The organism is Sphingopyxis sp. 113P3, from assembly GCF_001278035.1.
Taxonomy (GTDB): Bacteria; Pseudomonadota; Alphaproteobacteria; order Sphingomonadales; family Sphingomonadaceae; genus Sphingopyxis.
In genome coordinates, this window is record NZ_CP009452.1 from 1,074,506 (window position 1) to 1,100,257 (window position 25,752).

The window sequence follows — 25,752 nt, forward strand, 5'->3', positions numbered from 1 at the left end:
TCCGTGCGGAGTGGCGGCAGAGGCCCGTCATGCGCTGCGGCGGTCGGTCGCCCGGACCGCCGCAGGCAATTTCGGGAGGGCGTAATGTGATGGGCCAGCGACTTTACGATGATCGGTCAGGGCAGCCTGAACGTCCTCTTCGGGCTGCCGAATACGTCCGCATGTCCACGGACCATCAAAAATATTCGACCGAAAACCAGTCCGACGCGATCAAGCAGTATGCTGAAGCCCGCGGAATAGAGATCGTCAGAACCTATGCCGATGCGGGGAAAAGTGGCCTCAAGATTGAGGGACGCGACGCGCTCAGACAGCTCATCGAGGACGTGCAGTCCGGGAACACCGATTTCACCTTGGTTCTCGTCTATGACGTCAGCCGCTGGGGGCGTTTTCAGGATGCCGACGAGAGCGCCTATTACGAGTATATCTGCCGACGCGCCGGCATCGCCGTCGAGTATTGCGCGGAGCAATTCGACAACGATGGCAGCCCGATCTCGACCATCGTCAAAGGCGTCAAGCGGGCGATGGCCGGCGAGTATAGCCGCGAGCTATCGACCAAGGTGTTTGCGGGCCAAGGCCGGCTGATCGAGAAGGGCTACCGTCAGGGCGGACCTGCGGGCTTCGGTCTCCGCCGAACCCTGATCGACGAGCATGGCGTCATCAAAGGGGTTCTGGGCCGTGGGGAGCACAAGAGCATCCAGACCGATCGGGTGATCCTGACGCTTGGCCCGGCGGAAGAAGTCGAGCTGGTGCGCGGCATCTACCAAGCCTTCGTCCATCAGGGATACAGCGAGCGGGAGATCGCTGCCGATCTCAACCAACGGGGCCTACCGACCGATCTTGGACGACCCTGGACCAGGGGAACGGTCCACCAGATTCTGATCAACGAGAAATATGTCGGCGACAACGTATGGAACCGCCGCTCCTTCAAGCTGAAGAAAAAGCGCGTCCAGAACGATCCCGAGATGTGGATCAGGTCGCCGGACGCCTTCGTGGCCGTCGTCGAACGGCAATTATTCGAGGCGGCCAGGACCATCATCAGCGCACGCTCCTTCCGTTTGAGTGACGAGGAGATGCTCCAATCTCTGAGGAAGCTCTACCAACAGAAGGGTTTGCTGTCCGGCATCGTCATCGACGAATGCGAGGGGATGCCATCCAGTAGCGCCTATAGTTCCCGCTTTGGCAGCCTGCTTCGCGCCTATGGCCTCGTGGGCTTCACGCCGGATCGCGACTACCGATATGTCGAAATCAACCGCGAGCTGCGCAAGCTCCATCCCGAAATCGTCCGCGAGGTGCTCGACGGATTGCGGGCTGCGGGTAGCGACGCCTGGCAGGATCTTCAGACCGACCGGGTGATCGTCAACGGCGAGTTCAGCCTCTCGGTGGTGGTCGCCCGGTGCGTCGAGACGTCGACCGGGCTGCTGCGGTGGCATCTGCGCTTCGACACCTCGCTCGCGCCCGACATCACGATCGTCGTGCGAATGGACAGCGCCAATCGCGCGCCGTTCGACTACTACCTGTTCCCGCGTATCGACATGCTCTCCGAAAAGCTGCGGCTGGGAGAGGAGAATACGCTTGGGCTCGACGCCTATCGCTTCGACGGCCTCGAGCTTCTTTACGACATTGCCACGCCCATTCCTCTTGGGGAGGCCGCATGATGCCTGCCGTCCGTCCGAACAGGGTCGAAATGATTCCGATTTCCCGGATCACCGTTCTGAATCCACGCGCGCGCAACAAGCGTCAGCACCGGGAGATCGTGAACAACATTGAGGCCATCGGCCTGAAGCGTCCGATCACGGTGAGCCGCCGTGATGGCGCCGGGGGGCCGAGATACGATCTCGTCTGTGGCGAAGGCCGGCTGGAAGCCTTCCAGATGCTGGGTCAGACGGAGATTCCGGCCGTGGTGATCGAGGCCAGCGAGAGCGAGTGTCTCGTGATGAGCCTGGTCGAAAATATCGCGCGGCGCACCCCACGGCCCATAGACGTCATGAAAGAGATCGGCGCTCTGAGTTCTCGCGGCTATAGCGATGCCGAGATCGCCGAGAAGATCGGCGTCGGGGCGTCCTGGGTGAATATGATCGCTTCGCTTCTTGAGCGCGGCGAGGAACGGTTGGTGGCCGCGGTCGAAACCGGGCTCATTCCGATCACCCTGGCGATGGAGATTTCCAAGGCGGAGACGGAAGAGGCACAGAATCTGCTCCTTGACGCCTATGAGACCGGCAAGCTCAGGGGCAAGAAGCTGGCCGCCGTCCGCCGCCTGCTCGACATGCGGATGCGAAGCCAACGCAAGGGAGGTTTGCCTGCCGGGCGGTTAGGTCGGAAAGGCACCGGGGTCCGCCGAATGACCGCCGCCGATCTCATGCAGGTCTATCAGCGTGAAGCGGAAAAGCAGCGCCTGCTCGTCAAGAAGTCGGATTTCACGCAGACCCGCCTGCTGTTCGTCGTCGAGGCGCTTAAGGATCTGCTCGCCAACGACGGCTTCATCAATCTGCTGAGAGCGGAAGGGCTGGCGACCATGCCTCGGGCGCTCAAAGTCCGCGTTTCGGGAGGCGATCATGCCTGATGAACCGAGGGGTCGGGAGGATGGGCGTATTCATCTCGCCTTCGACCGAGACTTCCTGACAATTCCTGTCGCGGCTATCGTTCCGCTCAAGACGTTGCCGAACGGCGCCAAGGCGAGCCGGTCCTATTCGCAGGTTCTAAGTTCCATCAAGGCGATCGGTTTGATCGAAGCGCCCGTCGTTATGGCGGATGAAAAGAACCCCGGAACCTGGTTTCTCCTGGATGGCCACCTTCGGCTGGAAGCGCTGAAGGAACTCGGCATCGCTGAGGTGGAGTGCCTGCTCGCCTCTGACGACGACACCTATACCTACAACAAGCGCGTCAACCGCATCCCGCCGATCCAGGAGCACCGGATGATTGCGCGCGCGATGGATCGAGGCGTGTCATCCGCCGACATTGCCGCGGCCCTGAACCTCCAGGTCGAGTCAGTGCTGCGGCGTTTCCGGCTGCTGGAAGGGATCAGCCCCGAGGCGGCCGAGATGCTGAAAGACACGCCTTGCTCCATGAAGGTGTTCGACATTCTGCGTCAGATGACGGCCGTGCGGCAGATCGAAGCCGCCGATCTGATGATCGGCCAGAACAATTTCACGGTCATGTTTGCCCGCGCGTTGCGCGCGGCGACATCCGAAAACCAGCTTGCCGCCACCAAGAGGGGAAAGGGCGGCGGCAAGCCGACGCCCTCGGGTCAACAGATCGCCCGGATGGAGCGGGAACTGGCGGCGCTCCAGACGCAGGTCAAGTCGGTCGAGGAAACCTACGGCATCGACAATCTGCATTTGACCGTCGCGCGTGGATACGTCGCCAAGCTCCTTGCGAACAATCGCGTGGTCCGTTGGTTGGCGACCCATCAGCAGGACTATCTCAGCGAGTTTCAGAAGATCGCCGAGATCGACACGCTCGGCCCGATCGCGGAAACGCCGAGCGCCTGAGTCAGATATGGGGACCCGGACCCGATAAGCGCGGGGACCATGGGAGAAGCCGCACCGTGGGGCGGATCAAGCATGGCGGTGGGAATGGCGGCGAACCCGCATGAGGCCCACCAGGCTGGCCGTCATATGGTCCAGCCGCATGAGGGGCGGTTCGCCTCGCATGAACTGAAGGCGGGCGGGCGCGTCGGCAGCGCCAACCGGCGCGCCCGCCATTTGTGCTGAGCGATCAAGCTCGATCCATGGTGCTTTGCTCAATTCGCTTCGGGGCGCGGCACTGCACACGATTCCTATCGTCCCACGCCTCAAGCTCGTCGATCCGGTAGAGCACCGCTTTGCCGATTTTTACGAACGACGGCCCGATCTTCATCGCACGCCAGTTCCGAAGGGTGCCGACGGAAACGCTGCCACGATAGCGTTCGGCCACCTCTTCCGGCGTGAGGAATGTGGTCTCTGACATACGCCCTCCTTCGGCAGGAGACCTGCCGCTGATGATCGTTGATGGTCGAGCGCGAGACGCATTTCGTAATGCGTTGGTCATTCAGAGGCACCGACACGCTGGCCGAGCTTCGATGGCGCACGCTCCCGCACGACCGAACATGAGCGCGCAGAAGTGGCCAGGGAAGTATCAATCGTCAGGCGTAGGGAAGGCGGATGGTGGGGGATATAAATAGGCGGGGATGCGGAGTGGTCTTCCCACTCGCAAAGGGCATTTGAAGCCAGGCGCGGTGAGGTCATCACGCTGACCTGTCGAACACCTCTGGCTCAAGCCGAATTTGCAGGTCTGTAAGCAGGTTGGAGTCCATGCCGTGGCCGGCCAGGGTTTGCAGGTAGTCGAGCAGATCGTCCTGCCGCGGTTGACCGAAGGCCAGTCGATAGACCGTGAGGCTGCGTTTGAGCCAGGCGAGTCGCGTGACTTCCCGACTGAACGGCAGCATCGGCACGCGCCGTTCGACGCGCACGGAACCTTCGTAGATCCAATAGGGGATGAGATCGGTGTCGACCGCCGCCTCGGATCGCGCGTGCTCGAACATCAGCTTCCACGGATCGTCAGGAGCCTGCCCACGGCCCCTGACGACCGCGGCCTGGCGTTCGGCCAGATTGAGGCGCACGGCATGGCCCTTGAAGCGGTGGACGCGGCCTTCGCGCTGCTCGAGGTCCACCGGGTTGCCCGGCAAGTTCCAGTGATAGACGCGATAGCAATAGGGATGGAAGTCCAGCCCTTCCTGGCCGACTGACGTGGTGGCGAGAACGAACGGCCGGAACGGTGAGTTGAAAGCGTCACGCACGCCTCCGAGCCGCGCGACGGCGCCGTCTTCGTCCTTGTAGTCGGCGAGCCGCATCGCGAAGCGTCCGCGCATCTGGAACTTGCTGATGGCGAGGGACTCTCCATCGACCTGCACGTCATCGACGTCGATCTGCGACGGGCGGATAGTGAGGGCCTGGGCCATGGCGCGAGCGACACCGATTGCGCGGTCGTCGGCTGGGCGGGCGCCGAGACCTTCGGCATCGACAAGGTAATGTGCGTATTCGTCCAGGACGGCCTGTAGGTTGTGCTGGGCGCAATAGGCCAGCACGCGGCGCCAGTAGTGATCGTCGGTATCCCGTCGCAGCAAGGCGACCGCGTCATGCTGATTGAGCAGCGCACGGAACGACCAGGCGACTTCAGCGGCGGCGCTGAGCAAGCGTGGGTCGTCCCACGCCAGCTCGGGCGCGATCCGCTTGAGGGCGCGAAGCGCGCAGACGGCCGGACTGCCGAGCGCGACGTCAACCAGCAGGTCCGAAAGATCGTCGGACAAAGCGCCGATGTCGTGCGTCTTCACCGCTGCCGCCAGTTCGGCGATATGATCGTGGAAGCCGTCTTCGCTCGCCAGGGCGCGCATGCCGTGGGGCGTCTCCAGCCAAGCGCGGGATCGCGCGCCTAACAGATCATCGATCACGGCTGGGGCGGCCCACTCGGCGCTGTGCGCGTCCTGATGCGACACCGCGCCTTCCTTCAAGGCACCCAGGACGGGCTTGAGGCGGTCGCCCACAGCGGAGCGCATTCCCTCCAGCGACAAGGCGGCTCCCGTTTCACTGAACACCGCCAGCGGGTCGGCCAGCTCCGCCAGCGCCGGCGAGGGATAGATCAGCAGCAGCGCGCGCAGACCAGCGAGCCGGCCGTGATCCTGCCGAAACTGCAAGGGGCGCAGGCGATGCTGCTCGAAATAGCGCCGGCCGGATTCGCCGACGCCCATGCGCCGTTCGGCTTCGTAGGACAGCAGAGCTGCGATTGCATCGGGCACCATGGACCAGGACGAAAATATCAGCGCCTTGGTCAGGGGCGCCCCGGCTCGCGCCTCGCCGTAATAGGGCATGGCGGCGGGTATCCAGAGATTCTGTTCCAGGTGCTGGCCGAAGATGTCGTCCATGATCGCGCGCATGCGGCCGTTGGCCGGGTCCAGCGGCGCATAGGCGTCGATGGCGTCGTGATCGAGCATGGCCGGCCGAGCCGCCTGGATTGCAGTGCGGAGCACGGCCGAAGGCGCGTCGACCTGGTCTTCCAGCAGCCGCTTCAGGCTGTAGTGGCGCATGAAGTTGAGCAGATAGGGCGAAGACTTCCAGTATTCGATGATCTCCGGCGCATCGAGCGTGCGCGCCACCTGAGAAACGGCGGATGCCTGCGCGAGGTCGGCGGGCGCGATCGAGACCGTGATGGGAGGCTCGCTCATCATGGAGTCGCGCTCGACCGTGGATGCGACCCGCTCGGTTCGGGCGATCACACGGCGCAGGCGCCGTTCGATGGTCTGGCGGGTCTCGACCGCTGAGGCATGTGACTGTGGCAGGGCATGCAGGAGGCCGCGGAAGGCGCGCATTTCACGCGCCAGCGTGGCTGCCACCTCCGGCCCCTTTTCCCGGCCGTAGAGGAAACTCAAGGTCTCAAGGAAGTCCTGATAGTGGTCGCCTTCGTCGGGCTCGTCGCCGGCGAGCGTGAGCATCCGGTAGGGTGTGGCTGAGAGCAGCAAGGTGCGGGCAGCGTGCCCGTCGCCTCCCGAGTAGTCGAACAGTTCGCGCGCGAGGATCGCCGCGTCGCTGTCGCCATGCAGCAGATCCCGGAATCGTTGGAACTCGTCCATGATGATGAGGTCGGGTTGCAGCGCATCCACGCAGGCGTGGGACAGCTTGGCGCGGAGCCGGGCGACCAGGCTGTTGCGGGGCTGTGTCATTTCTGCGGGATAGGTGTCCCGACGGCGCGGGAAGAGTTCGCAAACCCGTTCGAGTTCCTCGAAGAGGTCGCGATCCGCCTGCACGTCGCGGCGGAAACGCTCGATGATGCGCTTGTCGACGCCTTCGAGGGTGAGGTTGTCCACGGCGCGGTTCCAACCCTCGACGCCGGCCGTGACCTGCAAAAGGTTGTGCAGGCCACGCGGGCGCGTAACGAGGTCGCGCAGGAGATGGAGCAGCAAGGCGCGTTCCTGTGTCACGCCCGTCGCGGAGCGCAGATCGAAGGTCGTGCCCGGCGTCAGGCTGATGAAGTTCACCCTGTTGGCGTCGAGGCCCGCCTGATCGCGCAGTTGCAGGGGAACGAGCGTCATGCGGGTCGGCAGGGCCAGCTCGCGCCGCCCGAGGACGTTCAGCCGGTTGAGGTTCTGGGCGGCGATCGCCTGGTTCGAGCAGATGTAGAGGATGTCGATTCGCTTGGTGTTGTCCCACAGGTGTTCGATCATGCGGGCGATGACCCCGCGCGCCACCATCGTTTTGCCGAGGCCGACTTCGTCGGCGACCAGGAACTGGCGGACAGGATCGTCCTCGCCGTAGAGCCGATCGAAGACGTAGTCGACGGTGCGCCGCTGAAAGACCTTGAGGGGAGCGAGCGCCGCGTCGGCGCGAAACCGTTCATTCGGCATGCGCAGCATCCTGCGTGGCGAGCGCAATTCGGAATGTGTTCCAGAGTGTGCGGAACTCAGCCGGAATCGGATCGGTATCGTCACCGTCGCCGGTTTCCAGGCGTGCGATCAGCCGTTCGATGGCGCGAAGCTGGTCGCCGCCCCGGCAGAAGGCCCGAACCATCTCCTCGAGAATGGGCGCGTCGTCGCTTGCCGCGCGCCAAGCGCCCTGACCTGACCCGTCCTGCGCTGCGAGGGCGGCGGCGAAGGGATCGCCTAATTCGGAGAGGAGCAGGCGGAGATAGCGGAAGAAGGCGTCCTTGCTGTCGATCACCCAGCGCAGGATGGCGGCGTGGCGCTCTGCGGGCAGCCCCTCCATCATGAGCCCGGTGCTGAACAGGATCGAGACGTCTTCCGTCTCGTCCGTCAGGTGACAGGCAAGGAACCGGGTAAGGTCGACCAAGGGCATTGCGCCAAGGTCGGCGGGCTGTCCCTGTCGGAGCGGCTCCAGCACATCGCGCGCATGTCCTTCGCCCCGCGTGATCGGCCAAACTCGCAGCGTACCGAGCCCGGTAAGGTGCAGCGGTTCGGACGGGATCAGCCAGACCCGCCAGACCGGCGCGCCATCGGCGGCGTGCTCGCCGCGCTCGCAACGGAGCTTGAGGCCGCTGCGGCAAATCTCGCGCCGGGCCTGATCCAAACGAGCCTCGGCGGCTCGTTGCGCGGCATCGGCGGCTCCCGTCTCGTCGCGGACGAACGGCCGCGTCAGCCGGCCAAACCCCTTGTTGCCGAGGATTTCCTCGACGCTGCCGACCCGCGATCGCTTCCCGGTCAGGGTGGTGAAGATCTCGACATTGCTGCCGGTCAGCAGCGCCGGCCGCGTGGCGTTTCCCGAGCCGACCGTGATCGCGGTGTCCCAGCCGCGTTCGGCGATGAACGCCTTGGCATGGAGCCCTTGCAGGGCCGCTGCGTCCTCCTCCTCGCCATCTTCCGTGGCCGCCATTTCGTCGAGCACGGCCACGCGGGCAAAGCCATCGAGTGTGGCGCCGGGCACCTGGGCGAGTTCGTCGGATCGCCCGATGAAGATGGGCTTTTCGGCGCTGGCCAGACCGGCGAGCATCGACAAGGTTTGATCGTCGCAGAAGGGCGAGACGACGCCCAGCCGAACGCAGGGTTCCGGGCGCCATGGCTTTCCGCCGAGGCCGTTGACGGCGAAGGAGACGCTCTGGAACGGTTCGGGCAGGCTCCATTCGGCGCGGCGCACGTCTTCGGCCAGGTCATCGACAAGCGTCTTCGTTCCGTCGGGAACGCCCACGGTCGCGAGGTCGGGGAGCTGGCGAAGGAAGTCGGCGACCGGGCGATTGACCGCCTTGGGCTGCTTGGTGATCACGCCGTCGAGGGTGGCGGCAATGTCCCATGAGCGGTCGCGCGTCAGGTTTCGGGAGAGAATGAGCAGACGCAGGCGGGCGGGGTCTTCGGGCCGCAACGGCGTGAAGCGCAGCGCCCACATCTTGGGGTGGAAGGCTCCGCCTTGAGGGGCGGCGACCTCGACGATAATGCGTTCGAGCAGCGAGCAAAGGCGGGAATGTGGCCGGGCGCTCGCCTGGATATGGCCGGCGTCGGTGAAGACGACGAGGCGGCCGGCGATGCGCTCGGCGCCTTCGAGCAGCGCCAGAGGATGAGAGAGAATGTCGTCGCGGTTCTCGGCGGCGAAGAGCGCCAGACTGACCGGCACGGCGAGCGCCGTCTCGAAGTCGAGCGAGAAGGTCGTGGCGACCGCCGCGTCGAAGACATAGCCCGCCGGCGGCTGAAGATTGGCGCCGTAGAGCGTTCGCTGTTCGGGATCGAGGCTGCGCCTATTCAGCATGGGCGAGATCCCGCAGGTGGGATTTGGCCTGCGCCCAGCGGAAGCTGAGGCGGTCGGCGCCCGATGCGCCGGTCCAGCGGTCACGGACAGCGTGATTGGCGTAGCGGGACTGGCTGGTCTTGAGCCGGCGTTCGCGCTCCTCGACGAGCCGCCGCGCCGCGGGCGCCGAGATTATCTGCTCCGTCCCGGCCAGAACCAGATCGCGCCACTCGCTCACGAACCGTTTGGCGGCCGGACGGACGGCGTGCGCGGGGTGCTCCACGACATTCCAGAAATCATCGAGCGACCACGCGCGGACGGCGCTGGTATCGAGTTCGTCGCTCCAGGCTTCAAGCCGAGCGCGATAGTCCTCGATCCAGTCGTCGCGCTGGCGCAGCTCACTGAGCGCGAGGTTATAGAGCAGCGCGGCGCCATGCATCACATGGGAGAAGATTTCCCCATGCTGGACGAGGCGGCGCGCTGCGGATGGAAACGCCGACAGATGGGGGTGCGTCCAGATATAGTCGCAGTCCGCGTCGATGCCTTCGCGCGCCAGCATCGTGAGCAGTGCGGTGGGCTGGCTGGCGATCAGGCGGTCGATGAGGAATTGCGCCTCGTCGGTGGTCAGGCGGAAGACGGCCTGCTCAAGCAGGTCGCCGGGCATCTGGGGCAAGGCCGGATTCCAGACGGCGGGCGTCTGGGCGCCGGCCAGAGCGTCTTCGCCGCTGGATGCGCCGCGCGACCGACCACGGCCCCGCAAGGCGACGAACAGACTGTCGAGCGAGCCCGGAAAGACCCGGATGCCCCACGCGCCCAGGCCAGCCCAATAGACGGAACTCGGCAACCGCTGGAGCCGTGGTCCTGCATCCCGGCCGATGATGCCGTTGGACTCACCGCCGGCTTTCAGGGCGTCGGCAAGCCGGATTTCGGTGTCGCGCGCCTCGGTGCGGAGCTGCGCTTCAGGGACTTCGCGCTTTTCCAGCGCCCGATAGAGCCAGGGAATGAACAGCATGTATCGCAGGCGCGTCTGGATCGTGCTCGTGCCCGGAAAGAGGTGATCGGCGATGGAATCCCGGATCGCCCCCAGCCCCAGCTCGTCGCGGGTCTCGCGCTCCTGAAAGAGCGCCATGATGCGCTGCGCGCGCTGCCGCTCGGCTTCATCGAAATCGATCCAAGCAAGAGACGACATGGGCTCAGGCCGCCTCGCTCTCGGTCGGCTTCGTCGGCAGGACGGGAATGACGGCGCCGGAGGTCATCAGCACGATCAGTCCGCGCTCGGCTCCGGTCATGTCGAGATAGGCCCGCACCTGCGCGCGATAGTGATCGAGCGTTCCCGGCGCCGGCGTCACATCGCTTTTCCAGTCCACGACGACGGCGGGGCGGCCCTCGGCCGTCAGGGTCAGGGCATCGGCAATCCCGGCCGTTGCGGTTTCCACACCGTCGGCCGCCTGTGCGGAATAGACGGGAAATTCGGCCAGAAGACCCGGCCCCAGGGCCGCGATGTCAGGCAGAGCCAGGGTCCGGGCGACACAGGCCGCTAGTTCCTGCGCCGACAGCCCCGTCGCCGGGTCGGCGACCGGAGACTGGCCGAGGGCTCGGATGAGGTGGCCAGCCCGTTCAGTCAGGGCGGCTTCCGCTTCGGGAATTTCTCCGGTCAGCACCTCTTCCATGAGCTTGTGGAGGATCAGCCCGCGCTCGCGGCCTCCCTGCACGAGGACGGCTGCTTCCAGCTCGGGGGGCTGATCGTCGGCCGATCCCGTCCAGAGCGCGGCTTCTTCTTCCCGCAGCACGGTCCCGGCGGCGTTTTCGTCACGGCTGGGCGCGAGCCAGGTCAACCGCGTCTGCGCGGCCGCGATGGCTTCGGCTTCTGCGGCGAAGCTCGCGCGCGTCTGGGTGTTGCCCGCGCCCGCACCTGCGGCCGCGAGACCGGCAGGCAAGTGAGAGACGTCCAGGCCGGGAAGGTCGGCGAGCGACAGATCGACGAGACCGATCCAGGCCGATTTCGACGGCGTGGCGTCGAGCCGGGGCAAGACGAGTAGTTCGCGGGCGCGGGTGGCCGCGACATACCAGAGCCGGATGCGTTCGCGGTCCAGCTCCTCCTTTTCCGCCTGGCGCGCGGTTTCGTAGCCCTCGGGCACGACGCCCAGGACCGGGCAATAGAAGGTCTCGGTCCGGCGGTCGATCACGGCGCTGTCGGGCGCCATGACGCCGGTCATGGTGTTGACCGGAATGACGATCGGCCATTCCAGCCCCTTGGCCGCGTGCATGGTGAAGAGCGCGACCGCTTCCTCCTGGGCGTCGGGCCGTCCCTCGACCGCGCGGGCCTCATCGGACCACGCCGCTGTCATCGCCTCGGCGAAGGCGCGCAAGCCGCGCACGGCGTAGCCGGTCGACAGGCTGAGATAGAGATCGACATTGGCGAGCGCGCGCTCGGCCTGGCCGCGATGGCGATCGAGGAGGAGCGGACGGACGCGCAACACGTCCACGGCCTGCGAGAGCAGCTCGTGCGGGGTCGTGCTGTTGCCGCGCCGGGAGAGCGATTGCAGCCGCTCGATGACTTCGCGCGCGAGCGGGTGCGCGATGACGGCGGGATCGATGCTGAGATCCAGGCGCGGAATCCGATCCGGCTGTTCCTCCGAGCGCGGAAGTCCCCAGATGATGTCCAGCAGGTCTTCTTCGGTGAGTCCGACCAGAGGCCCGCGCAGCAGCGCGCCGAGCGCCAGCGTGTCGCGGCGGTCGGCCAGAACGCGGGTCAGCGCGATCAGATCCTGCACCTCCTGGCGGCGGAACAGCCCCTTGCCGGCTTGGGTCGCCACGGGGATGCCGCGGCGTTCCAGGGCTTCCTCATAGCGCCACAGCTCGGCGCCGGTTGGCGCCAGCAAGGCGATGTCGCCCGGCTGACAAGGGCGCTCCGCGCCGCTGCGACGGTCGATGATGGGGTGGCTTTCGATCAGCCGGGCGCACAACTCGGCGATGGCGTCGGCTTCGGCGTCCCGCTGCTGTTCTGCGCTGGCCTTGCCGTTTTCGTCGGCCACGGCGATGTCGAGAGCCGCCACGCACAGGCCACCCCGATCGTCATGGAACGGGTCGAGAGCGGTGAAGCCCGGCTGGCCATCGGCCGAGAGCACGGCCTCGAAGCGCTCGTTGACGAAGGTGAGGATCGAGGCGCAGGAGCGGAAGTTGGTGGAGATCGACAGAAGGCTGCCGGGGTCCTGGGCGCGGAAGGCGTCGCGCGCCTGCACATAGGCGCCGACGTCGGCGCCCCGGAAGCGATAGATCGCCTGCTTCGGGTCGCCGACCAGGAAGAGCGCGCCCGGCCGGATTTGGAACCGCGCCCAGTCGACGTTGCCATCGACCGGATCGCCGCACAGACGCCAGAAGATCTCGGTTTGCAGGGGGTCTGTGTCCTGGAACTCGTCGACGAGGACGTGGGCGAAACGCTGTCCCAGCGCCCGGCGCACGGCATCGTGGTCGCGCAGCAAGGCGCGCGCCGCGAAAATCAGATCGTCGAAATCGAGCTGGGCGCTGGCGCGCTTGTGGTCGCGATAGCGTTGCAGGATGGGATGCGCCTCGTCGATCAGCGCAGCGAGGGCATGGCCGGCGGCGGCCTGCACGAGCGCGGTCCAGGCATCGCAGCAGGCGGCGTAGTGGGTCTCGGCCGCGTCGTTCAGCCGATCGCCGTCGGCCTTGGAAAGTCCGGCCTGCTTGGCGGCGGCCGCCCATTTCCCTTTCTTGCGGTAGGAAGCGAAGGCGCCGGCTTTGGTGCAGAGATCCGGGTGAGGACGCGAGGTCAGGAGCTGGACGAGGCCCGCGGGCGTCCCCGGGTCTGGAGCGTTCGCCAGGACCGCGACCATTTCGGCCAGCCGTTCGACGATCGTCGCGGTCTCCGGCTCGGCCGCCGCCGTAGCGCTCATGAAGCCCGTGAAATCCGCCGCCGCCTGCCGAAACGCCGCAAGGTGGCCGTCAAGTGCCGAGACAGGGGGCGCAGCGAGCGTGGGGCGGCGGCGCAGATTCTCGGCGATCTTGTGGATCAGCGCCACCGTCTCGCCGGGGCTATGCAGCACCATCTCGGCCAGGATGCCGCTTTGACCGCCGGACAGCCGCTCGCGCAACCAGCCATCGACAATCTCGAGGAAGGCCAGATCGGCCTGGTTGCGATCCATCACGGCGGCGCCGGGGTCGATGTCGGCCTCCGCCGGATAGGGCTTGATCAGCCGCTGGCAAAACCCGTGGATGGTCGAGCAGGTGATTTCGTCGATCGCGGCGCTGGCGGCGGCGAGATTGCGGCGATGGACCTCCGACAGGCCATCGGGGAGCGCCACGCGTAGCTCGGTCGCGATCACACCGGCCGAGAGGTTGGCGACGAACTCGCGGACACGCGACAGCAATTCGCTCGCGGCGAGCTCGGTGAAGGTGACGGCGGCGATGGCGCGTGGGGAAACGCCTTCGGCGAGCATGGCGGCGATGCGTCCAGCCATGACGGCGGTCTTGCCCGAACCCGCGCCGGCCTCGACCAGGATGGAGCGATCATGAAGGCTGATCGCATGGCGGCGCGCGCCGTCGTCCTTCAGCACCTTGGACTCGTTGCTCATCATTCCGCCTCCCAGACCTGAGTGACTTCGCCGAGCCGCTCCGTGGCGGCCGGCATCTTGCGTTTGCAGTAGGTGGCGCTGGCGTTGGCCGGCAGGGCAAAGGCGAGGTCGTCGTAGTCGCCGCCGGTATCCGGCCCAGGCAGGGCCGCGCCGCCGGCGAGACTCGCCCGTGCCGCGCGCAGATAGCCGGTGATCTCCACGAGCACCGCTTCGGGGTCGTCGAGCTGGAGATCGACGGGATCGCGTGGGTAGAGCAGCGAGGCGCTGATCGCGACGTCATCGCCGAGCAGCGCCTTGACCGCGAACGCATAGAGGCAGCGCTGAAGCTCGCGTCCGCCGTTCAATCGGATGTCGCCGCGCGGCGGGCGGCCGGTCTTATAGTCGCGCACGAGGGCGCGTTTGCCGTCGCCCGCGATGTCGAGCCGGTCGATATAGCCGGCGATGTTGAAGCCCGTGTCGGGGATCGTGACTGGCGTGCTCGAATCCCAAGGCGTCTGAGCGTCGGATTTCGGCTGCGAACCGCCGAAAGGAACCTCGCCGTAGGAACGTGCGCCTGGCAGAAGGTTATCGCCGTAGGACAGGGCGCGGCTCGCCAGCGTGCGGGCGTCGTCGAGGGTGCGCCCCCAGATGACCGCCGGCGGAACCGGGCGCTCGCTTTCCCAGTCGGCGGCGACGGCTTGCGCGGCCCGCGCCACGGCGGCTTCGATGGTCTGTGCGTCGGCGGCCGCAAGGCCGCCCCCGGCTTCGAGGTCGCGCAGGGCGTGGTCGAGAACCAGGTGGACAAGATCGCCGACCCCCAGCGCGTCGAGCACGAGCGGTTCGGCGCTGCTCTGGGGTTCGCGCCATCCGAACGCATAGATCCACACAAAGCTCAGCGGATTGCGCAGCAGTCGGCGCAGCGAGCTGGCCGATTGGGTCCGGCCGAGGATGGCGAGGACGAGCGGATGATCCGCGCGCACGAGTCCATCGTGGGGGGTGATCTCGACCTGTCGCCAGTCGCGCCAGCAGCCTTGAGCGCTGACGGCTTGCGGATCGGCGGCGAATTCCTCGGGCCGCGCCATCAGACGATCGGTCTCGCTGAAGGCGTGCGCCGGCGTCGCGTTGCGGCGCAGATAGGTCTCGTCGCCATGTCCGGCGAGCAGAGGGCTGCGCCCCAGGAGACGGCCGTCGCTGTCGCGCCGTGCGCGCGACAGGACGACGGTGTCGCCCGTCGTGGCGAGGATCGTCTCGAAATCGCGCCGGTCGGCGAGATTGACCGGCAGCGGATCGAGCACCGGGGTCGGGATGATATGGTCGGGGATCAGCCGGTCTTCGGCGATCCCGCGCGGCCAGCGGGACGAATTGAGGCCAAGCAGGCGCACGAAGCGGCGGGGCGACGCCGCAAGCGCACTGGCCGGCATCCAGGCGATGCAGACGCAGGCTTCCAGTCCGTCGTCCTGCTTCAGGGTGTCGAGCGTCGCATCGACCGAGGCGGCGGGGCCGGCGAGCAGCGCCTTGCGCCAGATCGCGAGGGCTCGGCCCTTGAGAAAGGCTTCTCCGATCTCACCGGCGGCCTCCGGTCCTTTCGCCAACGTCTCGACCGCCGCGCGCAAAGCCGGGATATGGTCGGCGCCATCGGGCCAGTCGTCCGCCGTCAACCGGGCGAGCAGGCGGTTCCAGGCGCCCGGCGTCGAGAGCGGCGCATCGGTGGGCAGGACTCGCAGCCAGCCTTCGGGCAGCGACTCAAAAGGTCCGCTGTCCCGGCAGAGCGCGGCGAGCCGCCGCAACCGCGACTGCGACAGGCCGCGGACCACGATGTCGGCGAGCGCCGCGGCGGCCTGACCGTCGCGGGTGGTGACGGTGCGGACGCCGTGGACGAAATGCAGGTCGATGTTGGCGTCGGCGCGCAGAGCCAGGAAGTGATCGTCATAGTCGGCGGGCGAGGCGGTCGCGATGGCGATCTCCGAGGGGGCGACGCCCGAGGCGAGCAAGCCGCGCGCCCAGCGCATCGCCTCGATGGCCTCGTGATAGGCCGTCGCCGCGCTGACGGCGTTGATTCCCGGCGCCTGCGCCGGTGCGCGCGCGATCGCGACGCCCGTGCCGTCCAGCCACGCGGGAACGCTCCTCGGGCCGGCCGTCCACTGCACGGGGATATGGGTGGTGAGTGCCTGAAGCAGCGGTCGCCAGCACGGCGAGAGTTCGGTGAGCCCGACGATCTCCATCGGACCAAGCACCGCCGGCGCATGGGCCAGGCGCTCGGTCGCGGCGGCGGCGATGTCGAGAGGCCGCAGCATGCCGTTCGGAAGCTGGTCGAGGACGGCCGCCTCCAAGCGTGCGATGGCGGCGAGGCGCGGATGGCCATCGGTCGCGCGTGCGGCAAGGTCGATGCCCGCGCGCCAGGCTTTGTGCAGCGTGTCGGCCGCCGCATCGATCATGCCGGGCAGGGTCTTGATGCTTTCCAGTTCGCCCATTGGCGTGACGGACAGGGCTGCCTGGATGGCCGCGCGCAGGCTCTCGTCATCGATCGGGCGGACAAAACCGCCGGCCAGCCGGACGGCGGCCTGCTCGAAGGACATGATCTGGAGGCCGTGCCGACCGGTACGCCCCGCCGCGAGGCGGTTCTCCCGCATGGCGAGGCGGCCCTGAACGACCAAGGTGGATCGATGCGCGATGGTCATGACCGTCCTCCTTCCGGGTTTCGCTCGAAGCTGTGCGCCGGCCTAGCGATCCGATCCTCCAAGCCGAGTCGCCCCACGCTTTGCTCCGCTGGCTGTGACCGATAGACCATTGACGAAACCCCCTAATGCGAATAATAATTACACGGACCTCAGCAGGTTGTCCATATAGTTTTTATCCTCATGTTGGCGAGGCAAGACAAATGGCGGAAGCCACGACGGCGTTGAAATGGGGGGTGGGGCGCCGACTCGAATTCATCGAGTTTCGGCTGTTCTGGGAGGGTTCGATCAACCGGGCCGACCTTGTCGAGGCGTTCGGCGTGTCGGTTCCGCAGGCTTCCAAGGATTTGACGCTCTATCAGGAGCGGGCGCCGGGCAACATGGAGTACGACACCCGCGCCAAGCGCTACGTCGCCGCCGAAAAATTCGTTCTGCGCTTCCTTGAGCCGGACCCTTACATCTATCTGTCGCAGCTCCGCTCGGTCGCCGAGGGGGCTGTGCCTGCGAGCGACTCGTGGATCGCGGCGCTCCCCAGCGCCGATGTGGCGCTAACGCCCAGGCGGGACATCGACATCAAGGTTCTGCGGAAGATACTCGACGCGAGCCGGGAGGGCGTCTCCATCGACGTCTTCTACCAGTCGATGAACAAGTTGCGGCCCGAGCCCACCTGGCGACGGATCACCCCGCACGCCTTCGGCTACGATGGTTTCCGCTGGCACGCGCGGGCCTATTGCCACCTCGAACACAAGTTCAAGGATTTCCTACTGCCGCGAGTCCTCGACGTTGGTGCGAAGGGGGAGCCTGGCGAGGCGGGCGACCGGGACTGGCTCTGGAACAACTATTTCGACGTCATCATCGGCCCGCATCCGGGGCTTACGGCGAGCCAGAAGATGGTCGTCGCCAAGGATTATGGGCTGGACCCTGGAAACGGCGTGCTCTCGGTTCGCTACGCCATGCTGTTTTACGTTTTGAAGCGCCTGGGTTTGCTTGGTGACGCCGCGAAACAGAGCGCCCATACACAGCATATCGTAACAATAAACCGCAAGGAAACTGAAGCCGCGCTTGAGAAGGCGGAGCTTCAGCTATGAAAAACTGGGGGGAGCCGAGCAATGCCGGCAAGGCTTGAGGAGATAAAGAACGGCGCCACCGTGCGAGGCGTCGCTTCGGCGCAGCCTGTGCATGTGCTTTCGATCGACTGGATCGGCGATCAGGCGATCAACGTCGTTTTCCGCGACCACAACGGCACGGTGGCCGAGGCTGTTCTTTATCGCGACGATGAGCACCGTCTCGAGGTCGAGCAGAACGGCCGACCGTGGTCGTTCGATGCCGACGGCGCGTTGCTGCGCCTGGTGACGGAAGCCAACCGCATCAAGCTGGCGCACTATTTCGACCCGTATCTGGCGATTCACACGAGCCTGGTCGATCCGCTGCCGCACCAGATCTCGGCGGTCTATGGCGAGATGCTGCCGCGCCAACCGCTTCGCTTCCTCCTCGCCGACGATCCCGGCGCGGGCAAGACGATCATGGCCGGGCTGTTGATGAAGGAGCTGATCGCCCGCAGCGATCTCGAACGCTGCCTCGTCGTTGCGCCGGGCAGCCTGGTCGAGCAATGGCAGGACGAACTCGGCCAGAAGTTCAATCTCGAGTTCGACATCCTTTCCCGCGACATGATCGAGAACTCGCGGTCGGGCAATCCGTTCAGCGACCGGGATCGGCTGATCGTCCGTCTCGACGTGTTGGCGCGCAACGAGGAGCTTCAGGAGAAGCTCATGAGCGCGCGCGAATGGGACCTGATTATCTGCGACGAAGCCCACCGCATGTCCGCCACCTATTTCGGCGGTGAGGTCAAATATACGCGGCGCTATCAGGTCGGCCAGAAGCTCGGTCAGGTTTGCCGCCACCTGCTGCTGATGTCGGCGACGCCGCACAACGGCAAGGAAGAGGATTTCCAGCTCTTCATGGCGCTCCTCGACGGCGATCGGTTCGAGGGCCGGTTCCGCGACGGTGTCCACTATGCCGACACGGAAGACATGATGCGGCGGCTGACCAAGGAAGAGCTGCTCAAGTTCGATGGCCGGCCGCTGTTCCCCGAGCGGCGCGCGCGCACGGTCAAGTATCAGCTCTCGGAAGGGGAGGCCGCGCTCTACACCGCCGTCACCGAATATGTGCGCAGCGAGATGAACCGCGTGCAGCGCTTCGCCGAGGGCGACGGGAAGAAGCGCAACAACGTCGGGTTTGCCTTGCAGATACTTCAGCGGCGTCTCGCCTCGTCGCCGGCCGCCATCTATCAGTCCCTCAAGCGCCGCCGGGAACGGTTGGAAAACGAGCTGGGCGAAGCGCGGCTTGCCGCCAAGGGCCGCCGGGCCGGCGCAAACGAGCCCGCGATCAACGCTGACATGCTGCGGAACATCGAGGAGTATGGCCAGGAGGAGATCGACGAGCTTGAGGATCTGATCTCGACGGGCGCGACGACGGCCGAGACGGTCGAGCAACTCGCTCTGGAAGTCGAAACCCTGAAGGGGTTGGAGACGATGGCGCTCGGCGTGCTGCGCTCAGGCGTGGACACGAAATGGAGCCAGCTCAATCGTATTCTCGACGATGATCTGATGGTCGACGCGGCCGGCAATCGTCGCAAGCTGATCATCTTCACCGAGCCCAAGGACACGCTGCACTACCTGCTCGACAAGGTGCGGGCGCGGCTCGGCAACCCCGAGGCCGTCGAGGTGATCCACGGCGGCGTGTCGCGCGAAGAGCGGCGCAAGGTCGTCGAGCGCTTCATGCAGGACAAGGACATGCTGGTCCTGATCGCCAACGACGCGGCGGGCGAAGGCGTGAACCTCCAGCGCGGCCATCTCATGGTCAATTACGACCTGCCGTGGAATCCGAACAAGATCGAGCAGCGGTTCGGCCGTATCCACCGCATCGGTCAGACCGAGGTTTGCCACCTGTGGAATCTGGTCGCGGCCGATACTCGCGAGGGCGAGGTTTACGCGCGGCTGTTGGAGAAACTGGAAGCGGCGCGCGAGGCGCTGGGCGGCCGGGTCTATGACGTGCTCGGCGAATTGTTCGACGGCGTGGCGCTGAAGGATTTGCTGTTCGAGGCGATCCAGTATGGCGAGCAGGAGGACGTGAAAGCGCGCCTTTTCCAGCAGGTCGATGGCGCGGTGGATCAGGCGCACCTGCTCGAACTGCTGCGCCGCCGCGCCCTGACCAACGACACCATGCCGGAAGCGAGGGTCGAGGAATTGCGGCTGGAGATGGAGCGGGCCGAGGCGCTGCGCCTACAGCCGCACCACATCCAGAGCTTCTTCGTCGAGGCGTTCCAGCATCTGGGCGGGCGCATCAAGCGCCGGGAGGAAGGGCGTTGGGAGGTCACGCATGTCCCGGTGCGCATCCGCGAGCGGGATCGCCAGATCGGAACCGGCGCGCCGCTCCAGACGCAGTATGAGCGCATCTGCTTCGAGAAGGACAAGATCAACCAGCAGCCCGTCGCCGCCTTCGTTTGTCCCGGCCACCCGCTGCTCGAGGCCGTGATCAGCCTGATCCGCGAACAGTATGAGCAGATTATGCGGCAGGGCGCGATCCTGGTCGACGACACCGACGCGGGCGATGCGCTGTCGGCGATTTTCCTGCTGGAACATACGGTCCAGGACGGTCGCGTCACCAGCGCCGGCAAGCCGCATGTGATCTCGCAGCGCCTCCAGTTCGCTGCGATCGACAAGGCCGGAAACACCGTCAACGCCGGCATCGCGCCGCATTTGAATCTGCGGCCGGCCACGGCGGAGGAGGTCGGCAGCGTGCGCGATCTTCTAGACGAGAGTTGGCTGACCACCGACTTGGAGAAGGTCGCGATCCGGTTTGCGACCGTCGAACTGGCCCAAGGCCATGTCGCCGAGGTCAAGGCGCGGCGGCTGCCCGAGATCGAAAAGGTCGAGCAGGAAGTTCGCGCTCGCCTCAAGAAGGAGATCAATTACTGGGACTCGCGCGCCTTCGAGCTGAAGGAGGAGGAGCGCGCCGGCAAGAAAACGCGGGTGAATTGGCAGAACGCGCAGCGCCGCGCCGAAGACCTGGCGGATCGGCAGAAGCGCCGCATGGACCAGCTTGAGCGGGAGCGTTTCATCTCGTCGCAGCCGCCGCGCGTGCGGGGCGGCATGGTCGTCATCCCCCGCGGGCTGCTCGAAGAGCGTCAGGCGCCGAGCATTCCGAACCATTTTGCAGAAGACCCGGCCGCGCGCCGGGAGATCGAGCTCGCGGCGATGGCGGCTGTGATGGCGGCCGAACGGGCGCTGGGCAACGAGCCCGCCGACGTCTCCGCCCAGAAGATCGGCTACGACATCGCGTCCCACGATCCGCGGTCGGGGCATCTGCGCTTCATCGAGGTCAAGGGCCGCATCGACGGCGCGGACAGCGTGATGATCACGCGCCAGGAGGTCATCACCTCCCTGCATGAACCGGAGAAGTTCATTCTCGCCATCGTGCCGGTCGCCGCCGGCTTTGCCCATGCGCCGCGCTATGTGCGCGGCCCGCTCGTGGAACGGGAACCGTCGTTTCTCGAGACCGCGATCCAGTTCCATTTGCCACGCCTACTCGAGCGTGCGGAGGAACCGCGATGAGGATCACCAAAGGCCTGATCATCGCCGACCCGTGGATCGGCTACATTCTCGGCGGGACCAAGGACTGGGAGATGCGCTCCTCGGGGGCGTCACATCGCGGCTGGTTTGCGCTGATCCGTAAAGGCAGTGGGACGATCTATGGCATTGCCCGACTGGTCGACGTGGGGTCGCCGCTATCGCCAACGGAGATGGTCGCCACGTTCGCGCATCACCGTATTGCCGAGCACATGATCCAGTCGGGTGAAGTCGCCAAATGGAATACGCCTTGGAAGCTCGCCGATGTGCGTCGCCTCGAACGTCCGATCCCGTATCAGCACAAGAGTGGTGCCGTGACTTGGGTCGAGCTGGACGACGCAGCCATCGATGGCGTCGCCGCTCAGCTCGAGGCTGGAGATATGACGATCGCCCCCGAAGCAGCAGCTCGGCCGGATGACGGCTCGCGGCGTGATCGCGTTGGCCGCGCCGATACGGTGACGGTTGAGGTCTCTAAGCGCGGCAGGAAGCTGCATATCGACATCGAATGGGATGATCGGGAGCCGGACGCTGTCGCAGCGGTGACACCGCGACCTACGCCAGCATCGCCCCGTCCTCTGACGCCGCCGCCTATAACGGCTGCGCAGACAGCAGCGGGGCGTGTGATCGGCGAGGTGGAGATTACCGACGGAAACATCACGAACAAGCACATCTACCTGCGCTCATTCTTCGACCGCTTTCCGGCCGACGTCATTGGCGGTTCAAACAAGGCGACGAGAGCAAGGCGCGATCTCACGATCGACTGGGGCGGCACGGAGCCGGTCCAGACCGACCTTGACGGCCAGAAGAAGTTTTTCCGTGCTCGCGGCTGGATCGGCGCCTTCTATCAGTTGCATCGCGCTCAGGCCGGGGACCGCGTCGTGGTCGAGGAGATTACGGCTTATCGTTATCGCGTCAGTCTCAGAAAACAGGGACCGCGAGCAGGAGCGGCCCGATGATCGACGGATTGGACGACCAGCTTTGGAATTGGGCTGAGCTGAAAGATCAGGAGGATTGGTCGGGACTGCTCATCGGCAACGGGTTCAGCCAGAATCTGTGGCAGCGTTTTGGGTATGGTTCGCTATTCGAGACCGCAGCACAAGGCGATGGAGCGCAGCTCAACGCCGCGGACATCTCACTGTTTGACCGCCTGGAAACACGAAATTTCGAAGTTGTTTTGAGCGCCTTGGCGACCAGCAAGACCGTGTCCGCGGCGCTCGGTCAGCCACTGGATCCGTTTTCAGAGCGAGAGGTCAGTATTCGGGAGGCGCTGATCCGGGCCGTCCATTCGGTCCATGTGCCATGGCAATCCGTACCTGCCGCCCACCTCGACGTTATCGCCGCCGAACTATCGGCTTATGCGTCGATCTACTGCACGAATTATGACCTCACGCTCTATTGGGCGCTCATGCGGAATCAGAACGGCTTCCGGGATTATTTTTGGTCGGAGAAGTTCGACGTCACAAACACCGAGATCTGGGGCAAAAGGACCAAGGTGCATTTCCTGCATGGCGGCCTGCACCTCTATCGGCGACCGAACGGCCAGACATTGAAGAGACCGGCCGCGGCGGGACAAAACCTGCTAGATCTGTTCGGAACCGCCTATCAGGATTCTATGCCGCTCTTCATTTCGGAGGGGACGGCTCAGGAGAAGCTCGCGTCGATCTATCGGTCCGACTACCTCTCCTTTGTATTCGCTTGCCTGGCGCAGGACACGGAACCCTTGGTTGTCTTTGGTCACAGCCTTGGCGACAGCGACAAGCACCTCATAGACGCTATCGGAAACCACAAGGGCCGTTCGGTTGCCGTCTCGCTGCGCGCCACTGGCAATATTCGGCAGAAGAAGGCCGCGCTGATTGAAGCGCTGCCCGAAGCCACACTGCATTTCTACGACGCCGCCACGCATCCGCTGGGCGCAGCAAACCTCCAAATTGAAGAGCCCGCGTAATGACCCAGAATTATAAAAAGAAGCTCATCGAAGTCGCAATCCCACTCGAGGCGATTAATGCGGCATCGGCGCGGGAAAAGTCGATCAAGCACGGGCATCCCTCAGCACTTCACTTGTGGTGGGCGCGGCGGCCCTTGGCGGCATGCCGAGCGATATTATTCGCTCAGCTTGTCGATGACCCGTCGAGCCATCCCGAAAAGTTCGCGACCGAGGAGGAGATCGAAACTGAACGCGATCGTCTCTTCCAGATCATCCAGGACCTGGTGAAGTGGGAGAATTCCACCAACGAAGAAGTTCTTGAACGGGCCCGGGCTGAAATTCGCAGGAATTTCCCGGAGGGCGTCCCTCCGGCCTACGATCCATTTTCGGGCGGTGGTTCTATTCCGCTTGAAGCTTTGCGGCTTGGTTTGCGTTCGACCGGGTCTGATCTCAACCCGGTTGCTGTAATGATCGGCAAGGCAATGATCGAGCTACCTTCCCAGTTCAAGGATCGGAAGCCTGTCCATCCCGGCAAACTGGAGCGCCTTCACTATCGCGGCGCTGAAGGTCTTGCCGAAGACATTCTCTGGTATGCGCAGGCGCTAACCGACAAGGCGCGGGAGAAAATTGGACACCTCTATCCGCAGGTCGCTCTTCCTAAGAAGGATGGCGGCGGCGAAGCTACCATCCTCGCCTGGCTGTGGGCGAGGACCGTTGCGAGTCCGAACCCGGCGGTGCGCGGCGCCCATGTCCCTTTGATTTCCAACTATTGGCTTTGCAACAAGCCCAAAAAATCAGTTTGGGTGCAGCCCACCATCAGTGGTTTTGACATCTCCTTTGAAATTCACACTGGCAAACCCGCTGATACGGCTGCCGTCGCGGCAGGCACCAAGGCGGGCCGCGGTGCGAATTTCAGGTGTCTCCTGACCGGCGACGCGATCACGGCCGACTATGTGAAGGCCGAGGGTATGGCCGGTAGGATGGGCTGGCGTTTGCTGGCTGTTGTCCTGGAAGGCAAAGGCGGACGTCGATACGTTGCTCCAACTAAAGAGGATGAGGTCCTAGCTTTCAGTGAAAAGCCTGATTGGAGACCAGAATTCCCTCTTTCACAGCACCCTCAGTATATGAGTGTAACCAACTATGGTCCGACCAATATCTCTGACCTATTCATGGATCGGCAGACCATTGCCCTGAACACATTCATGGGCCTCATTTCAGATGTGGTCGGAAAAATACCTGATGAGGATTACCGAAAGGCGATCTTCTCATATCTGGTATTGAGTGTGAGTCGATTGGCCAATCGGCAATCCACCAGTAGCTTTTGGGATACGACCGGGGAAAAAATACAGCAGGTGTTTGCGATGCAGGCTTTGCCGATGCGCTGGGACACAGTTGAAGGAAACCCGTTCTCGTCGTCCTCGGGCAATTTCATCGGTCAAGTCGAATATCTGGCGAAAGCCGTGGCCGCTCTTCCCTGTTCGGATCAGGGTGGCGTCGAACACCAAATGGATGCCCAGAACGTAGATTTCTCAGGCTTCGTTATCTCTACCGACCCGCCGTATTACGACAACGTCCCTTATGCGGATTTGTCCGATTTCTTCTATGTCTGGCTGCGGAAAGGGCTGGCAGGGACCTACCCGGACCTGTTTTCGACCATGCTGGTTCCCAAGCAAGAGGAACTGGTTGCCGACTATAAACGCCACGGCGGTAAGGACGAGGCCGACAGCTTCTTTCTCGAAGGTATGACTACCGTCATGCGTCACATGGCGACGCAGGGCCGGCCCGATGTGCCGGCTGCGATTTATTATGCTTTCCGGCAAGGCGAGGTCGACGAAAGCGGTTTCTCGGTTAAGGGGTGGGCGACCTTCCTTCAGGCGATTGTCGACGCCGGCTATTCGATCGGGGCGACATGGCCGGTACGGACCGAGCTTGTTGGCAACCTCAAGAAAAACAAAAACGCGCTCGCTACGTCTGTCGTGATGGCGTGTCGGCCTCGTGCGGCGGATGCCGAGACGATCTCGCGCATCGAGTTTATCCGGGCGCTGCGCCGTGAACTGCCCGCAGCCCTCAAGGAGATGCACCGCGCAAGCATCGCTCCGGTGGATATTCCCCAGGCTTCCATCGGCCCCGGCATAGCGATTTTCAGCCGCTACGCCTCAGTGATCGAACGCGATGACAGCCCGATGTCGGTGAAGACCGCCTTGCAAATCATCAACGAGGAACTGGATCAGTATCTTTCCTCTCAGGAAGGTGATTTTGATCCGGAGACGCGCTTTGCCGTGACCTGGTTCACTCAGCATGGGTACGAAAAGGGCTTTTTCGGCGATGCCGATAACCTTGCCCGCGCCCGTGGCATTTCGGTGGACGATGTGCGCCATGCTGGCATCGTGGAATCATCGGCAGGGCGAGTCCGCATCTACAAGCGGGAAGACCTAGAGGTGGATTGGAATCCCGAAACGGACCGCCATCTCACCATCTGGGAATGTTGCCAGTATCTCGTGCGTCAACATCAACTGGATGGGTTGTCGCATGAGACGGCATTGCTCCTGAAGAAGTTTGGGAGCGACAAGGCCGAGGCGGTGAAGGACTTGGCTTACGTCCTTTATGAAATCAGCGACAAACGGCGGCAGGATCGCCAAGAGGCCACTACCTACAACGCGCTCGTCACCGACTGGACCGAACTGACGCGGCAGGCTGCGGCGATCCATGACACCGTCGGCGATCGCCAGATCAAGCTGGACATCTGAGGGGGGACGG

General features: G+C 64.6%; 14 protein-coding genes. 8 read left to right on the plus strand and 6 right to left on the minus strand.

Annotated elements, in window-relative coordinates:
* Positions 1-89 precede the first annotated feature (89 nt).
* The 3 genes from LH20_RS05190 to LH20_RS05200 are packed head-to-tail and all read left to right on the plus strand — an operon-like array spanning position 90 to position 3,488.
* A complete protein-coding gene (locus LH20_RS05190; protein ID WP_268796097.1) occupies positions 90-1,655 on the plus strand; it encodes a recombinase family protein in 1,566 nt (521 codons plus the stop codon).
* Positions 1,652-2,560, plus strand: a complete 909-nt coding sequence (locus tag LH20_RS05195; protein WP_442800449.1) for a plasmid partitioning protein RepB C-terminal domain-containing protein — start codon at positions 1,652-1,654, stop codon at positions 2,558-2,560. The genes LH20_RS05190 and LH20_RS05195 overlap by 4 nt, the downstream gene beginning before the upstream one ends.
* The gene (locus LH20_RS05200) at positions 2,553-3,488 is read left to right on the plus strand and encodes a plasmid partitioning protein RepB C-terminal domain-containing protein (protein WP_053553306.1); all 936 of its coding nucleotides are present in this window, start codon (positions 2,553-2,555) and stop codon (positions 3,486-3,488) included. Before LH20_RS05195 ends, LH20_RS05200 begins: the two co-directional genes overlap by 8 nt.
* Before the next feature lie 226 nt (positions 3,489-3,714).
* Here the strand turns inward: LH20_RS05200 and LH20_RS05205 are convergent, their stop codons facing one another.
* The 6 genes from LH20_RS05205 to LH20_RS05230 form a co-directional block, all read right to left on the minus strand.
* Positions 3,715-3,945 carry a helix-turn-helix transcriptional regulator gene (locus LH20_RS05205; RefSeq protein WP_053553307.1) on the minus strand — a complete coding sequence of 77 codons (231 nt, stop codon included), beginning with the start codon at positions 3,943-3,945 and terminating at the stop codon, positions 3,715-3,717.
* A gap of 277 nt (positions 3,946-4,222) precedes the next feature.
* The gene (locus LH20_RS05210; protein WP_235527123.1) at positions 4,223-7,381 is read right to left on the minus strand and encodes a helicase-related protein; all 3,159 of its coding nucleotides are present in this window, start codon (positions 7,379-7,381) and stop codon (positions 4,223-4,225) included.
* Positions 7,362-9,218 (minus strand): phospholipase D family protein, encoded by a 1,857-nt coding sequence (locus tag LH20_RS05215; protein WP_053553308.1) that lies wholly within the window; start codon positions 9,216-9,218, stop codon positions 7,362-7,364. Before LH20_RS05215 ends, LH20_RS05210 begins: the two co-directional genes overlap by 20 nt.
* Entirely contained in the window at positions 9,208-10,386 is a 1,179-nt protein-coding gene (locus LH20_RS05220) for a DUF6361 family protein (protein WP_053553309.1), read from the minus strand. Before LH20_RS05220 ends, LH20_RS05215 begins: the two co-directional genes overlap by 11 nt.
* Before the next feature lie 4 nt (positions 10,387-10,390).
* Positions 10,391-13,789 (minus strand): UvrD-helicase domain-containing protein, encoded by a 3,399-nt coding sequence (locus LH20_RS05225; protein ID WP_053556107.1) that lies wholly within the window; start codon positions 13,787-13,789, stop codon positions 10,391-10,393.
* Complete coding sequence (locus LH20_RS05230; RefSeq protein ID WP_053553310.1) at positions 13,789-16,446, minus strand: PD-(D/E)XK nuclease family protein; 2,658 nt, start codon at positions 16,444-16,446, stop codon at positions 13,789-13,791. The genes LH20_RS05225 and LH20_RS05230 overlap by 1 nt, the downstream gene beginning before the upstream one ends.
* A gap of 200 nt (positions 16,447-16,646) precedes the next feature.
* On the opposite strand from LH20_RS05230, the gene LH20_RS05235 reads away from it, so the two are divergent.
* From LH20_RS05235 to LH20_RS05255, 5 genes are read left to right on the plus strand one after another with little or no spacing between them, the layout of a single operon-like run.
* Positions 16,647-17,531: a WYL domain-containing protein gene (locus LH20_RS05235; protein ID WP_053553311.1), complete on the plus strand. Its 885-nt coding sequence runs from the start codon at positions 16,647-16,649 to the stop codon at positions 17,529-17,531.
* A 21-nt stretch (positions 17,532-17,552) separates the two neighbouring features.
* The gene (locus LH20_RS05240) at positions 17,553-21,056 is read left to right on the plus strand and encodes a helicase-related protein (protein ID WP_053553312.1); all 3,504 of its coding nucleotides are present in this window, start codon (positions 17,553-17,555) and stop codon (positions 21,054-21,056) included.
* Complete coding sequence (locus tag LH20_RS05245) at positions 21,053-22,027, plus strand: hypothetical protein (protein WP_053553313.1); 975 nt, start codon at positions 21,053-21,055, stop codon at positions 22,025-22,027. The genes LH20_RS05240 and LH20_RS05245 overlap by 4 nt, the downstream gene beginning before the upstream one ends.
* Positions 22,024-23,016 carry a DUF4917 family protein gene (locus LH20_RS05250; RefSeq protein WP_053553314.1) on the plus strand — a complete coding sequence of 331 codons (993 nt, stop codon included), beginning with the start codon at positions 22,024-22,026 and terminating at the stop codon, positions 23,014-23,016. Before LH20_RS05245 ends, LH20_RS05250 begins: the two co-directional genes overlap by 4 nt.
* On the plus strand, positions 23,016-25,742 hold the full coding sequence (locus tag LH20_RS05255) for a DUF1156 domain-containing protein (protein WP_053553315.1): 2,727 nt from the start codon (positions 23,016-23,018) through the stop codon (positions 25,740-25,742). Before LH20_RS05250 ends, LH20_RS05255 begins: the two co-directional genes overlap by 1 nt.
* Positions 25,743-25,752 lie beyond the last annotated feature (10 nt).

Excerpts from the sequence above, each read along its gene's own strand:
- LH20_RS05195 (WP_442800449.1), top strand. The coding sequence starts at position 1,652 with ATGATGCCTGCCGTCCGTCCGAACAGGGTCGAAATGATTCCGATTTCC.
- LH20_RS05210 (WP_235527123.1), bottom strand. The coding sequence starts at position 7,381 with ATGCTGCGCATGCCGAATGAACGGTTTCGCGCCGACGCGGCGCTCGCT.
- LH20_RS05205 (WP_053553307.1), bottom strand. The coding sequence starts at position 3,945 with ATGTCAGAGACCACATTCCTCACGCCGGAAGAGGTGGCCGAACGCTAT.
- LH20_RS05230 (WP_053553310.1), bottom strand. The coding sequence starts at position 16,446 with ATGACCATCGCGCATCGATCCACCTTGGTCGTTCAGGGCCGCCTCGCC.
- LH20_RS05225 (WP_053556107.1), bottom strand. The coding sequence starts at position 13,789 with ATGAGCAACGAGTCCAAGGTGCTGAAGGACGACGGCGCGCGCCGCCAT.
- LH20_RS05245 (WP_053553313.1), top strand. The coding sequence starts at position 21,053 with ATGAGGATCACCAAAGGCCTGATCATCGCCGACCCGTGGATCGGCTAC.
- LH20_RS05215 (WP_053553308.1), bottom strand. The coding sequence starts at position 9,218 with ATGCTGAATAGGCGCAGCCTCGATCCCGAACAGCGAACGCTCTACGGC.
- LH20_RS05255 (WP_053553315.1), top strand. The coding sequence starts at position 23,016 with ATGACCCAGAATTATAAAAAGAAGCTCATCGAAGTCGCAATCCCACTC.
- LH20_RS05250 (WP_053553314.1), top strand. The coding sequence starts at position 22,024 with ATGATCGACGGATTGGACGACCAGCTTTGGAATTGGGCTGAGCTGAAA.
- LH20_RS05235 (WP_053553311.1), top strand. The coding sequence starts at position 16,647 with ATGGCGGAAGCCACGACGGCGTTGAAATGGGGGGTGGGGCGCCGACTC.
- LH20_RS05190 (WP_268796097.1), top strand. The coding sequence starts at position 90 with ATGGGCCAGCGACTTTACGATGATCGGTCAGGGCAGCCTGAACGTCCT.
- LH20_RS05240 (WP_053553312.1), top strand. The coding sequence starts at position 17,553 with ATGCCGGCAAGGCTTGAGGAGATAAAGAACGGCGCCACCGTGCGAGGC.
- LH20_RS05200 (WP_053553306.1), top strand. The coding sequence starts at position 2,553 with ATGCCTGATGAACCGAGGGGTCGGGAGGATGGGCGTATTCATCTCGCC.
- LH20_RS05220 (WP_053553309.1), bottom strand. The coding sequence starts at position 10,386 with ATGTCGTCTCTTGCTTGGATCGATTTCGATGAAGCCGAGCGGCAGCGC.